Genomic DNA, 14,239 nt, shown 5'->3' on the forward strand with positions numbered 1-14,239 from the left:
AGGAATTTTTGTAAAAATTTGAAATTAATTTATTAGTCTTTGAGATTTGGCTTATTTTGTTTAGTTTTTCTTAATAATTTTGTAGACTTTGAACGCTTGATTTTGTGCTATAATCAATGTGAACGGAGGATAACAATCTATGAAAAAAATTACAGTTTTTTTATTAGCTATTTTGATTTCATTATCATCAACTATAAGTTTTGCCGGAGAGATAGACACGAAGGTTGTTGATGAGAGATGGGGAAAGCCAACTTTTGTGTATGGTGAAAGCTTAGATAAATCTCAAATTAGAAAAACAAAAGGACTTTTGAATATTGAAGATGATGACAATATAAAGTCTGTTATGGTTACTTATAATGATTTATTGAAATACATCGGAGGGGACGATTCAAATCCTGGTAGTATGATTTCAAGCGTTTTGGTCAAAAAAGAAAACAAAAACAAAGGTATAAAAGTCAATATTACAACACCAAAAAACATTACATTAATTACTGAAAAACAATATGAAAATGCTGCAATTACAGCAGGCGTAAAAGACTGTACAATAATGGTAGCAGCAGTTCGACCGGTAACTGGAGAATCAGCGCTCACTGGTGTATTCAAAGCTTTTGAGTCAAATGGTGAAAAGCTTGACAGTGACAGAATAAAAGTTGCCCAAGAAGAACTAGAAGTTGTCAGTGATATTAATAAAGAAAACAAAGATAAAAGTGACTTTAATAGAGATAAATTAAATGATGTCATTGTTGTAATAAAAGATAATATTGCGAATATAAATATTAACAATAATGGCCAAGCTCCAACTCTTGAAGAAATTAAAAAGATTGTCAACGACGCAATCAAAGAGAATAATCTTGAAAATGTAATTACAGAAGATCAAAAACAAGAATTGGTTAATTTTTTCGAAAAATATTCTAATGTGAAATCTATTGATTCAAAAGATATTAAGGATGAATTGTCTAATATTTCTGGTAAAGTTATAGAAGGAGCTAAGGATATTTATAAAAAGGCAGAAGATGCTGGTATTATTGATAAGATAATTAACTTTTTCTCTTCAATCATAAAATCAATTGCAGATTCTTTTGATTCAAATAAATAACAAATTTAGAGGCTTTCGAGCCTCTTTTTTTAATATAGTGAAATATATGAAATAATATCAATGCAACTTGTAATCATTACAAAATATGGTATAATTAAATTGTAAATTAAATAGGAAAGGATGATTATTTATGTCATTAATTAAAAAACACGTTGAAGAATTTAAAGTTCCTGCATATCACAATGAAGAACTTACAGAAGTTTCTAGTGAAGATTTAAAAGGTCACTGGTCATTATTGTTCTTCTATCCAGGAGATTTTACATTTGTATGTCCTACTGAATTAGAAGACTTACAAAACCTATACTCAGAATTTAAAGAATTAAACTGTGAAATATATTCTATATCTACAGATTCAGAATTTGTTCACAAAGCATGGCATGATAAATCTGAAAAGATTAAAAAAATCGAATATCCAATGTTATCAGACAGAGCATTTGTTTTATCAAAACAATTTGGCGTTTTAAAAGAAGCTGACGGTCAAAGTCAAAGAGGAGCTTTCTTGATCAATCCTGATTTAGATGTTGTATTATACGAAGTATCTGCTGATGGAATTGGTAGAAACGCACACGAATTATTAAGAAAATTGCAAGCTGCACAATATGTAGACAAATACGGTGATCAAGTTTGTCCAGCAAACTGGGCACCTGGTCAAGACACTTTAAAACCAGGAATTGATCTAGTAGGTAACTTATAAATAGCAAAACTAGCTGTAAAATTACAGCTAGTTTTTTAAATTATTTTCAATTTCTATGATATCTTTTAAAAATTGGGATGAATCAACTTCAACGGAATTTCTAGTTTTGGGAGATAACAGTGTTAATTTATCCTTAGCCCTAGTCATAGCTACATAAAACATTCGTCTTTCTTCTTCAAATATATTTTCGTAATTCTTGTTGTTGGAGTCGATATTTGTAGGAAACTCGCCATCTATCAAATCTATAATGAATACTTCATCAAATTCCAAACCTTTTGCAGAGTGGACAGTTAATAAATTAAGATTACTAGTATGTTTTATCGAATCTTTTTGGATTGTTTTCAAATTTTCAATTTCATTAATAAAATCTTCGTAGCACTCACAATCTTTAAACAAATATTTATAAATTTCTATCAAAAGATCCAATGATATCTTTTGATTTTGGAGTAGAACACTGTCTTCAATATATGTTTTGTAATCAATATCATTCATAATGATATCAATTTTTTTGGAACCTTTTGCTCTTTTTATTCCTGAAAAAAATGATTTTAAGTCCATAAACCTGTCTACATAATATCTGCTTAGAGTTGAATCATCCAAAAGACGATCTAAAATAGGCATTGATTCATCATAGGTTTCCAGTTGATTTATGGAAGTTTTTTTGATATAGCTGTTTAATTTGTAATAAATATCCCTAAAAAGTCCAACAGACGTTTTGTTTTCAGAAAATGCAATCATTTTTAAAATATCATTGAGCACAAAATGATTGTAAAAATCATCTTTTTGATATCTAGAGTGGAAATCAATATCTTGATCGTGTAAATACTTACTCAAGGCAATAGAGGAAATATTTTTTCTGTACAAAATTGCCGTCTTTTTTTCAGGATTTATATTGTTTTTTAGATAAGAAAACATCGACAAAAAGTTTTGTGGAAATTTTATAATTATTTTTCTGTCTGATGATTTTGTGGAAGTAACATCCTTATTGTATCGATTTTTATTTTGCTTGATAAACAAGTTACTAGCATTAACTATTTTGTCGCTGCATCTGAAATTTTGATCAATATAATAAATACTAGCATCTGGGAAAATTTTACTAAAATCTAATAAATAGCTAGGATCTGCTCCCCTAAAAGAATAAATCGACTGGTCGTCGTCAGCGACAATGAACAAATTATTTTCAGGATAGGCGATTTTTTTGATTAATTCAAATTGGATTTTGGAAGTATCTTGTCCTTCATCTACTTGAAAAAATTTGTACTTACGTTTAATTCTTTTTAATATATAATCATCTTCGTTGAGGATTTCAAATGATTTAGTAAGCATATCATCAAAATCAATATAAAAATTCTTTTTCTTGAAGTTTTCATATTCAAGGTATATTTGTTCAAAATTTTGGATATCGAATTTGGGAAAATCCTTGAATATCATCATATTTTTACAGTATCCATAATATTGCAAAAATTTTTCAACGTCTTCATCTTTAGAGTTTGTTTTATTGACTTTTCTTATTATATTTCTAATAACAAGATATTTATTAATATCATTATTGGATTCAAGAATTTTAAATATTCTATTATTCATTTTATAATGTAGTTTTATAATATAATAGCAAAAAGAATGAATCGTTGAAAAATACGCAGAATCTGTTTCTGGAAATTTTTCAGAAAATCTTTCTTTCATATCTACTGCTTGAGATTTGCTAAATGTTATGGATAAAATACTTTTTGGATCAATATTGTGAACTTTTTCCAAGTATTTAATTCTATTAAGAAGTACGGTGGTTTTACCGGCTCCAGGAACTGCTAATACTAATGCAGGAGATTTAAAATGAGATATTGCTTTTTGCTGATTTTCAGTAAATTTCATATTATCACCATTAATTATTATATCAAAATGTTTGTGATTATTCGCAATTTGTAGTATTATTTAATTATAAGATTTATTATAAGGGGTAATTAAAATGTCAATGAATGAATTTTTAGAAAATAGAAAATCAGTAAGAGATTTTAAATCAAAAAATCTTAGTGATTCAGATTTAAAAAAAGTTGAATCTATTATTTTTGATATAAACAATTTAGCAAAGAAATACGATGTTAATTTTAAATTATACAAAGATGGTTCTGTGGTTTACAATTCTCTTGATGGAGAGGGTGGATACGATGGTACTATGATAAAAGCTAACCATTATATTGCAATGGAAGCTGACAAGAATAATGAGTTATCAATGATATTTGGTGCATTTTATTTTGAAAATTTGATCACTAAATTAGATGCACTAAATGTAGGAAGTTGCTGGGTGACTATATCCAACGCTTCAGAAGAATCCAAAAAATCAGCTTTTGGAGATAATTCTAATGTAGATTTCTTACTTGCTATGGGATATGCTCCAAACGAATTTGGATTTGGTAAGAAGAAATTTAGCTCAAGAATTGGTGTTGAAGAATTTGTTTGCGACAAATCATTGTCTACTCCAATCGATATAGATAAATTACAAAATTATGGTTTGGATGAGTTATTTAGTTATTTGAGATTTGCTCCTTCAACTAAAAACGAACAACCATGGAGATTTGTATTAAATGATGACGATTTTGATTTGTATATCAAAGATTACAAAGGAATTGAAAATCTTATAGATGCAGGAATTGTAATGTACTATTATACAGAATTAGCTAATTATAATAATATAGACGCAAATTGGATTGTAAAAGAAGAATTAAAAGATAAAGACAATTACAAATACATTGCATCAGTTAATTTTTAATTAAGAAAAAAAGCCTTTTAAAGGGCTTTTTTAATACATAGCGTTATATGCTAAGGAGGATAATGATATGAAGAAAAAGTACTTATTATTAATGTTAGTGGGGTGTTTAATTTTGGCTAGTTGTGCAAAAAATGAAAAACAAAATGCTGGACAAAAAGCGGAAAAGAAAATGGAAGAAAAAACGAATAATGGAAACATAAGCTTATTTGCAGCAGCTTCTTTAGAAGAATCGTTAGAAAAAATTATTCCTGAATTTGAAAAAGAAAATAATGTTAAAGTAGATGTTAACTTAGCAAGCTCAGGAAAATTACAAAAACAAATCGAACAAAAAGCTCCTTGTGATGTTTTCGTTTCAGCAGGACAAAAACAAGTAAAAGCTCTTGAAAAAGAAGAACTTGTAAAAGATTCAAAAAGTTTATTAAAAAACAAGTTAGTTATTGTTAAAAACAAAGAAACTGATGTTACAATTTCTAAAATTGAAGATTTGGAAAACATTAAAGGTAAAATTGCTGTAGCAGAATTGGAAACTGTTCCAGTAGGACAATATACAAAACAAAGTTTGACTCATTATAATTTAATGGACAAGCTTCAAGAAAAATTTGTATATGGTAAAAATGTTAAAGATACTTTGAGATTTGTTGACAGCAAGGAAGTTGAAGTAGGATTTGTATACTCTTCTGATGCTGTAACTGATGATAAGGTTGAAGTTGCTTATAATGTTGATGAAAGTTCTCACAAACCTATTATTTATCCAATAACTAAAACAACTTACTCTAAGAATACTGAAATGCAAAACAAATTATATGAATTCTTGCAAAACGAATTATCAACAAAATATTTCAAGGAAGCAGGTTTTGAATCTAGCGATGAATAATGATATTATGATGCCTATTATAATTTCATTGAAGGTATCCATAATCTCAACCATTATAACTTCTGTTTTATCTATATTTATTGCATGGATGATGGTAAAATTTAACAAGAAAAACGGTAGTGTTTTAGAGGCAATTATCACATTGCCTCTAGTTTTACCACCATCAATTTTGGGATACATACTTTTAATTGTAATAGGAAATAACGGATTAATTGGTAAAATTTTTTACGATAATTTTGGATGGAGCGTTATTTTTACATGGAAGGCGTGTGTCATAGCATCTGTAATAGTTTCGTTTCCGCTCATGTATCAAAACTGCAAAGCTTCATTTCAAAGTATTGATAAGAAAATTTTGAATGCAGCAAGAACAATGGGTGCTAGTGAATGGAAAATATTTTTCAGAATAGCAATTCCGTTAGCTTATACAGGGATAATCAGTGGGTTGGTACTTGCTTTTGCTAGAAGTTTAGGAGAATTTGGAGCAACTATGATGGTTGCTGGAAATATTCCAAATAAAACTCAAACAATTCCGTTAGCTATGTACTATGCGGTCGAACGTGGCGATAAAACAATGGCTAATACTCTAATGATTGTTGTTGTGATATTTTCATTTTCATTGATATATTTCTTGAATAGATGGATAGAAAAGAGAAGGAATAGAAATGCTGAAGTGTAATATCGAAAAGAAATTAAATCATTTTGTTCTAAATGTTGAATTTATCGTGGAGAATCAAATTTTGTGCATAATGGGTGAGTCCGGAAGCGGAAAAACATCTATTTTAAACTCGATAGCAGGTTTATTAACTCCAGATAAAGGAGAGATTATTCTTGATGATAATATTTTGTTTTCAGATAAAATAAATTTGAAACCACAGGAAAGAAATATTGGATATGTTTTTCAAGATTACGCATTATTTCCAAATATGAGTGTTAAAGACAATATTTTTTTTATGAATCCTGATAAAAATTACACAAATTCACTTATAGAAAAACTAGGGATTGAATATCTTTTGGAAAATTTTTCAAATACTTTATCAGGTGGAGAAAAACAAAAAGTTTCAATAGTAAGAGCGTTAGCAAATAAGCCGCGTTTGCTATTAATGGATGAACCTTTCAGTTCAATTGATGAAAAATTTAAGAATAAGTTTTATAAAGAATTGATCGAAATCAAAAAATCATTGGATATTCCAATTATCATGGTTACCCATAATAGACACGAAGCAGAAATTTTATCTGATAGATTAATTTTTATTGATAAGGGGAAAATTGTAAAATAAACGTTAAATACATCAATTAGGTAGTTTCTTACAATTTAGGGTATAATATAGGTAGGAAACAACTAGGAGGTATTTAATGAAAATAAAGCAAAAGGTACTTAATATCGTAAATTCTAATGATTATATTCCTCTAACTTTTGATGAATTATCTTCAAGATTAAATATTGAAAAAAAAGATAAGAAAATTTTTCATAAGATTATTAATGAACTACAAAAAGATAAGAAAATTTTACTTGATAAAAATTCTAATATAATTCCAATTACAGAGCAAAAAGCATATCCAGGTACTATTCAAGGATCTGGAAGTGATTTTTGCTATTTTATTCCTGATGATGAAAGTATTGATGATATATTTATAGCCAAAAAGGATTTAAATGGTGCAATCCATAAAGATAAAGTCTTAGTTACAATAACAGTAGATAAAAAACCAAACAGAAGTCCTGAAGGGAAAGTTTTACAAATTCTATCCAGAGAAACAAAAAAACTTGTGGGAACTTTTGATGAAGCAAAGGGTTATGGATTTGTAATATTAGATGATAAAAAATACGGATTCGACGTTTTTGTCCAATCTGGTAATAAGAATGGGGCGAAAAACAACGATAAAGTCGTAGTTAAATTAATCAAAACTCCATCTAAAAAACACAAAAATCCAGAAGGTGTTATAGTTGAAGTCTTAGGAGGCAAGGACGATCCTGGAATTGACATTTATTCTATAGCAAAGACTTTTAAATTACCATATGAATTTCCAAAGAAAGTTAAAGAACAAGCTAGGGAAATAGAGCAACAGGTTGATGAATCAGAAAAGAAATCTAGAATGGATTTTAGAGATTTATTTACAGTTACAATTGACGGGTCTGATGCAAAAGATTTTGATGATGCCATTAGTATTTCAAAAAAAGGTGACAACTTCATACTATATGTTCACATTGCTGATGTCAGCCACTATGTTAGAAAGAATACTGCACTTGATAAGGAAGCTTTCAGAAGAGGAACAAGTGTGTATATGTTGGATAGAGTAATTCCTATGTTACCTATAGAATTATCTAATGGAATTTGCTCACTAAACCCTAATGAAGACAGGCTTTGTTTAACGGTTAAAATGGAAATTTCACCAACGGGTAAAACTCTTGACTACAAATTCTATGAGTCTGTTATAAACTCTGATTATAGATTAGTCTACAAAAATGTGTCAGACTTTTTAGAAGATATAGAAAATCCTTATGATGATGAAAAACTCACGGATAATTTATTACTAATGAAAGAATTGTATGAAATTCTAAGTGTTAGAAGAAAAAACAGAGGAAGTATTGACTTTGATTTTCCAGAAACTAAAATTATTTTAGATGAAAACTCTAAAGTAGTTGATGTTACAAAAGATGAGAGAAGAATTGGAAATAAATTGATTGAAGAGTTCATGCTGATTACAAACGAAACAGTGGCAAGTCATTTTGGATATTTGGATAGACCGTTTTTATACAGAGTTCACGAAGAACCTGACGAAGAAAAGGTGAATACTTTTAAAAGAATTTTGTCTAATTTTGGATACCATTTGAAAGGTAAGAATTTGTATTCAAAGGATTACCAAAGAATTTTAAATGAACTAGATGGCAAGCCTGAAAAACCTCTATTATCTTCACTTTTATTAAGATCTATGCAAAAAGCTGAGTACAGCGAAAATCCTAGCATTCATTTTGGACTTGCATCGATGTTCTATACGCACTTCACATCTCCAATTAGAAGATATCCGGATTTATTTATACACAGAATTGTGAAGAATTTTATAAATCATAAGCCAGATACTAATAACGAAAAAGAATTCATGAAATATATCAAAGACATTGCAAAACAATGCTCAGCAACTGAGAGAAGAGCTGAGGAAGCTGAAAGAGAAGCTATTGATATGAAATCTGCAGAATATATGCAACAACACATAGATGAAGAATTTGAAGGAATCATTAGTTCGCTAACAAAATTTGGGATTTTTGTACAACTTGACAACACGATTGAAGGTTTAGTACAATTTCAATCTATGATAGATGATTATTATGTATTTGACGATAAAAACTACACAGTTTATGGAGAAAGAACTAAAAAATCATACCATATTGGGCAAAAAGTTAGAGTTAAAGTTATAAATAGTGACAAAGATAAACGTCAAATAGATTTTGAATTTGTAAATTAGAAAAGGAAAATAATGAGTGATATAAAATTATTAGCAAACAATAAGAAAGCACGTCACGAATATTTTATCGAAGATGTGTACGAATGTGGAATTGAACTAAAAGGAACTGAAGTAAAGTCTATCAAAAAAGGAAAAGTTTCCATTAAGGAAAGTTATTGCATGATAGAAAACTCAGAAGTTTTTGTATATTCAATGAATGTGAGTCCGTACACAGAAGGAAATATTTTTAACGTGGATAGTTTAAGAAAAAGAAAACTTTTAATGCATAAATCTGAAATCAGAAAATTAATCGGAAAAACAAAAGAACAAGGGTATACTTTGATACCTCTAAGAGTTTATGAAAAAAATGGACTTGTTAAAGTAGAGATAGCTCTTGCAAAAGGTAAGAATCTATACGATAAGAGAGAAACTTTGAAAAAACGTGACGATTTGAGAAATATGCAAAGAGCAATGAGAAGATAAGGAGTAATAATGAGCTTTGACGGAATTGTAACAAAAGCGATAGTAGACGATATAAAAGGAAAATTAATCAACGGGAAAATCAGCAAGGTTAATCAACCCGATAAAAACGAATTGGATTTAATTATTTATAATAACAAACAAAACTATAAACTTCTTATTTCTGCATCCTCATCCTTACCGAGGATGCATTTTACAAATGAAAATAAGAAAAATCCAATTGAGGCGTATAATTTCTGTATGCTGATGCGAAAATACTTACAAGGAGCGGTTATAACTGATATTTATCAAGAATCGATGGATAGAGTTGTAAGTATTGACATCAATAGCAGAGACGAAATGGGATATGATATGAACTACACATTAGTTGTAGAACTTATGGGTAAGCATTCAAATATAATTTTGATTGAAAAAGAAAGTCAAATGATTGTAGATGCAATCAAAAGAATTAGCTTCGATACAAAAAGCATCAGACAAATACTTCCAAAAACTAAATATTCATATTTAGAAGATGATAAGAGAAACATTCTGCAATCAGATGATCTTCCAACAGAAATAGCTGAGGGGACTACTAAACTACAAAAAGTTTTTTATATGAATTATACTGGATTTTCTCCCACTATTTCGAGAGAAATATGCCTGAGAGCAGATTTGGATTTTAATATAAGGCTCGAAGATTTGACCGAAGATGAAAAATCTCGATTTAATCAAGCATTTATTGAAGTTAGAGAAGCTATCAAAAATTGTGATTATGATTATTCTATAGTCATTGATGAAGATGAAAAATTAAAGGATTTTCATGTAATTAAATTAGAAAAATACGGATATCAAAAGAAAAACTTTGATGATATTCACGAAATGTTGGATTATTATTATAAAAAACACAGTTCGAATGATTCAATTACACAAAAATCTTCGCACTTGAAGAAAATAGTTTCAAATAAAATTCAAAGAAATTCAAATAAATTGAGCAACTTAACTGTAGATTTGCAAGAAGCAAAGAAAAGAGATATTTACAAAGTTTATGCTGATCTGATAAGTTCAAATATGCATTTGATCCATAAAGGCGTGGACAAAATAAATGTACAGAATTTCTATGATGATATGAACCCAATTGAAATTCCATTGAATCCAATAAAATCTGGAAATGAAAATGCACAAAATTATTACAAAAAATTTAGCAAATTAAAAACTAGAGAAAAAATGATTACACAAGAGCTTCCTCTTATAAAACAAGAAAACGAATATTTGCTACAACTTCTAGAAACGCTGGAGAGAGTGACAGAATATCAGGAACTATCAGAGATTAAGGATGAGATGGTAAAAATAGGTTTGATAAAAAAATCTAAGAAAAAAACTGCAAAAGTAAAACCATCAAAGCCAAGACATTTTGTAACAGAAAATAACGTTGATATTTTTGTAGGTAAAAATAATTACCAAAATGATAATCTTACCTTGAAACAAGCTAACAAAGAAGATATTTTTGTTCACGTAAAAGATATGCCAGGTTCACACGTCATAATGAGAAACGAAAACTTGACTGAAGAAGACTACGGCGTTGCTTGTTTCTTAGCGGCGTATTTTTCATCAATGAGTAAAGAAAAATACGTCGAAGTCGATTATACTGAAAAAAAGAATGTAAAAAAAGCTAAGGGAGCAAAACCAGGAATGGTTTTTTACAATAATTTCAACACTGTTAATGTCGACATGAGTTCTTGCGATATTGATAAAATCAAAGAAATTGTTTAAAAATTGTAATAAATTATTGTAAATTCTTAAAGATTAATATACACTAACAATATCAAGGGAGGCGATAGAAATGAAGTCTATGACAGGATTTGGATCTTCAAGTTTGGAATTAGAAGATTGCAGCATAGATATTGAAATCAAATCTGTTAATAATAGGTATTTGGATTTCAATTTTTCAATGCCGAGTTATTTGAATTTTATGTTGGAAGACATGAAATCTCTAATCAAAAATAAGTTAAAACGCGGTAGAGTTGATGTTTATATTAAAATCAAAAAATATCAACTATCAGTTGACAGTGTGGATATTAACTATGAATTAGCTCAAAAAATCAAGGAAAAGCTTGATTCATTAAATCAAAAGTTAGATATGGCATCAGATATCAATGTCAGGGATTTAGTAAAATATGATGATGTCATGTCATTTACTTACAAAGATTTAGACAATGAATTTTTACACGATAATATTTTAAAAGTTTTAGATGAAGCTGTGAATAAAATATATTCGATGAGATCTATTGAAGGCGATAATTTGATGGAAGATTTATCTAGTAATTTATCAAAAATAGAAGATCAAATATATAAAATATCAAGTTTGACTGAAAATAGTGTAAAAGAATACAGAGAAAATTTATTTAATAAAATATCTGAATTGTTAGATGAAGAAAAAATTGATAAGGATAGAATGTACTTGGAAGTTGCTTTAATGGCTGACAAAGTGGATATTAACGAAGAATTGAAGAGATTTGATTCTCATATAGTTCAATTTAAATCAGCAATGGATATGAAAGATTGCATAGGACGTAAATTGGACTTTATAATTCAAGAAATGAATCGCGAAATCAATACAATTTCTTCGAAATCGAATGATGAATCTATTTCTGTTTGCGTTATTGAAGTTAAAAGTTTGATTGAAAAATTGAGAGAACAAGTACAAAACATTGAATAGAGGGAAAATGGAAAGTTTAGGTATAGGATTTTCAAATTTAGTAAATAGCGACAGGATTATTGCGATTGTTAGTCCCGAAACAAATCCAATTAAAAGAATTGTTCAAAAAGCAAAGGAAGACAATAATCTTATCGATGTTACTTTTGGTAGAAAAACTAGAAGCGTAATAATTATGGATTCAAGTCATGTTGTGTTGAGTTGCCTTCAACCAGAGACTTTACAAATGAGATTAGATAAATCAAATAATAAGGAAGATTAATATGAGAGACGGATTTTTATTAGTTGTTTCTGGCCCATCGGGAGTTGGAAAAGGAACTGTTTGTGAAAAATTAATATCACAAAAAAATGATATTGTATATTCTGTATCCGCTACAACAAGGAAGAAGAGGCCTTATGAAATAGACGGAGAAAATTATTATTTTTTGAGTTTAGATGAGTTTAAGAAGAAAATAGAGCAAGGAGATTTCATTGAATATGCTAATGTGCACAATAACTATTATGGAACTCCAAAATCATTTGTTTTTGATCAAATAAATAAAGGAGAAATAGTTATTCTAGAAATTGATGTTCAAGGAGCATTAAAAGTAAAAGAAAACTATCCAGAAGCTGTTTTTGTATTCATTCTTCCACCAGATTTGATTGAACTTAGGAGAAGAATTGAAGGAAGAAATACAGAAGACGAAGAAACAATTAATATTAGAATGCAAAACGCCAAGAAAGAATTGAGTTTTATTGATGAATATGATTATGCAGTTATCAATGAAGATGTTGACGAAACTGTAAAAAATATTGAAACTATAATTGACGCAGAAAAATTTAGAGTTGTAAAAGGAGAAAAATATGATTAATCCATCATTTAAAAAATTATCAGAAATAAACAATAGTAGATATGCACTTTGTGTAATGGTAAGTAAAAGAGCAAGAATGTTAATAGACGGTAAAGACACAAAACTAAAGAAAGCAAAAGCTCAACCAGTTACTACAGCTTTAGAAGAAGTTATGGAAAAAAAGGTTTGGGAAAACAAATCAAATGAGTAAAAATATTCTTTTAGGTGTTACTGGAGGAATTGCTATTTACAAGGTTGTAGATGTTGTAAGTAGACTAAAAAAACTTGATTATAATATCAAAATTATCATGACTGATTCAGCTTGTGAATTTGTAAGTCCAATGACATTTGAAACAATTGGAAAATGCGATGTTAAAAACAAAATGTTTCACAACAATTCACACAAGGTTGTTGAACATATAGAACTTGCAAAATGGGCAGATTTGTTTTTGATTGCACCTGCTAGTGCAAATACTATGGCTAAAATAAATTATGGTATTGCAGATGATTTGCTATCATCTACAGCACTAGCTTATACCAAGCCAATAATGTTTTGTGTAAGTATGAATACCAATATGTTGAATAACCCAGCTACACAAAAAAACATAGAAGATTTGAAACAAAAGGAACACTTAATTATAGATTCAAATAGCGGAATGCTCGCTTGTAACACAAAAGGAGATGGAAGATTAAAGGAACCTTGGGAAATTGTTGAAGAAGTCGAAAAATACTTTTGCGAAAAAGATTTAAAAGGAAAGAAAATTTTGATTACAGCCGGAGCTACAGTTGAAAGAATTGACCCTGTACGATATATAACGAATGATTCTAGTGGGAAAATGGGATATTCGATTGCGAAGAAAGCTTTTATGAGAGGGGCCAATGTGACAATTATTTCTGGGAAAACAACAGCAGAAAGTCCATACGGTATTGAAAACATCAAAGTGGAGTCTGCTATTGAAATGAAAGAAAAAATCGAAAGTTGCATCGATAATTTCGACTGTTTAATTATGGCTGCAGCAGTGAGTGATTTTAAAGTAAAAAATAGAAAAGATTTAAAAATAAAAAAACAAGACGGTATCAATTCATTAGAATTAGAAGAAAACCCAGATATTTTAAAATCATTAAATAAAAAAGATGGTCAAACCTTTATTGGATTTGCTGCAGAAACAAATAATTTATTAGAAAATGCTAAGAAAAAGCTAGATAAAAAAAATCTAGACTTTATAGTATTAAACGATGTATCGAAAAAAGACATTGGATTTAATTCAGAATACAACAAGGTAACTGTAATCAGCAAAGATAATATATTAGAAATTGATAAGAATACAAAATTAAATATCGCAGATAAGATATTGGATTTGATAAAGTAGG

The 14,239-nt window shown here is 28.8% G+C and carries 15 protein-coding genes; 14 read left to right on the top strand and 1 reads right to left on the bottom strand.

The annotated features are described in order from the left end of the window. Positions 1–139 precede the first annotated feature (139 nt). Entirely contained in the window at positions 140–1,096 is a 957-nt protein-coding gene (locus tag GKG00_RS02480; RefSeq protein WP_154254102.1) for a DUF1002 domain-containing protein, read from the top strand. A 130-nt stretch (positions 1,097–1,226) separates the two neighbouring features. Further along, entirely contained in the window at positions 1,227–1,790 is a 564-nt protein-coding gene (locus GKG00_RS02485) for a redoxin domain-containing protein (protein WP_002836263.1), read from the top strand. 27 nt (positions 1,791–1,817) lie between these two features. Here GKG00_RS02485 and GKG00_RS02490 read toward each other — a convergent pair whose 3' ends face one another. Further along, entirely contained in the window at positions 1,818–3,659 is a 1,842-nt protein-coding gene (locus tag GKG00_RS02490; RefSeq protein WP_154254103.1) for an ATP-dependent helicase, read from the bottom strand. Positions 3,660–3,759: 100 nt separating this feature from the next. Between GKG00_RS02490 and GKG00_RS02495 the strand changes: the two genes are divergently transcribed. The 12 genes from GKG00_RS02495 (at position 3,760) to coaBC (ending at position 14,238) form a co-directional block, all read left to right on the top strand. Further along, the gene (locus GKG00_RS02495; protein ID WP_241673641.1) at positions 3,760–4,554 is read left to right on the top strand and encodes a nitroreductase family protein; all 795 of its coding nucleotides are present in this window, start codon (positions 3,760–3,762) and stop codon (positions 4,552–4,554) included. 67 nt (positions 4,555–4,621) lie between these two features. Continuing rightward, entirely contained in the window at positions 4,622–5,428 is an 807-nt protein-coding gene (gene modA, locus GKG00_RS02500; protein WP_154254106.1) for a molybdate ABC transporter substrate-binding protein, read from the top strand. Continuing rightward, positions 5,421–6,104 (top strand): molybdate ABC transporter permease subunit, encoded by a 684-nt coding sequence (gene modB / locus GKG00_RS02505; RefSeq protein ID WP_241673642.1) that lies wholly within the window; start codon positions 5,421–5,423, stop codon positions 6,102–6,104. The genes modA and modB overlap by 8 nt, the downstream gene beginning before the upstream one ends. Beyond that, positions 6,091–6,705 carry an ATP-binding cassette domain-containing protein gene (locus tag GKG00_RS02510; protein ID WP_154254108.1) on the top strand — a complete coding sequence of 205 codons (615 nt, stop codon included), beginning with the start codon at positions 6,091–6,093 and terminating at the stop codon, positions 6,703–6,705. The genes modB and GKG00_RS02510 overlap by 14 nt, the downstream gene beginning before the upstream one ends. Before the next feature lie 76 nt (positions 6,706–6,781). Beyond that, positions 6,782–8,887, top strand: a complete 2,106-nt coding sequence (rnr, locus tag GKG00_RS02515) for a ribonuclease R (RefSeq protein WP_154254110.1) — start codon at positions 6,782–6,784, stop codon at positions 8,885–8,887. 12 nt (positions 8,888–8,899) lie between these two features. Then, positions 8,900–9,349, top strand: a complete 450-nt coding sequence (gene smpB / locus GKG00_RS02520; RefSeq protein ID WP_094203555.1) for an SsrA-binding protein SmpB — start codon at positions 8,900–8,902, stop codon at positions 9,347–9,349. 9 nt (positions 9,350–9,358) lie between these two features. After that, positions 9,359–11,095, top strand: coding sequence for an NFACT RNA binding domain-containing protein (locus GKG00_RS02525; RefSeq protein WP_154254112.1), 1,737 nt, complete (start codon positions 9,359–9,361; stop codon positions 11,093–11,095). Between the two features lie 70 nt (positions 11,096–11,165). Next, positions 11,166–12,041, top strand: a complete 876-nt coding sequence (locus GKG00_RS02530; protein WP_154254114.1) for a YicC/YloC family endoribonuclease — start codon at positions 11,166–11,168, stop codon at positions 12,039–12,041. Between the two features lie 7 nt (positions 12,042–12,048). Continuing rightward, complete coding sequence (locus GKG00_RS02535; protein WP_154254115.1) at positions 12,049–12,300, top strand: DUF370 domain-containing protein; 252 nt, start codon at positions 12,049–12,051, stop codon at positions 12,298–12,300. Position 12,301: 1 nt separating this feature from the next. Further along, positions 12,302–12,889: a guanylate kinase gene (gene gmk / locus GKG00_RS02540; protein ID WP_094203558.1), complete on the top strand. Its 588-nt coding sequence runs from the start codon at positions 12,302–12,304 to the stop codon at positions 12,887–12,889. Then, positions 12,882–13,079, top strand: a complete 198-nt coding sequence (gene rpoZ, locus GKG00_RS02545; protein ID WP_094203559.1) for a DNA-directed RNA polymerase subunit omega — start codon at positions 12,882–12,884, stop codon at positions 13,077–13,079. The genes gmk and rpoZ overlap by 8 nt, the downstream gene beginning before the upstream one ends. Beyond that, positions 13,072–14,238, top strand: coding sequence for a bifunctional phosphopantothenoylcysteine decarboxylase/phosphopantothenate--cysteine ligase CoaBC (gene coaBC / locus GKG00_RS02550; protein WP_154254116.1), 1,167 nt, complete (start codon positions 13,072–13,074; stop codon positions 14,236–14,238). Before rpoZ ends, coaBC begins: the two co-directional genes overlap by 8 nt. The last annotated feature ends 1 nt before the right edge of the window (position 14,239 follow it).

This window comes from Finegoldia sp. BIOML-A1 (assembly GCF_009678325.1).
Lineage (GTDB): Bacteria > Bacillota > Clostridia > Tissierellales > Peptoniphilaceae > Finegoldia > Finegoldia magna.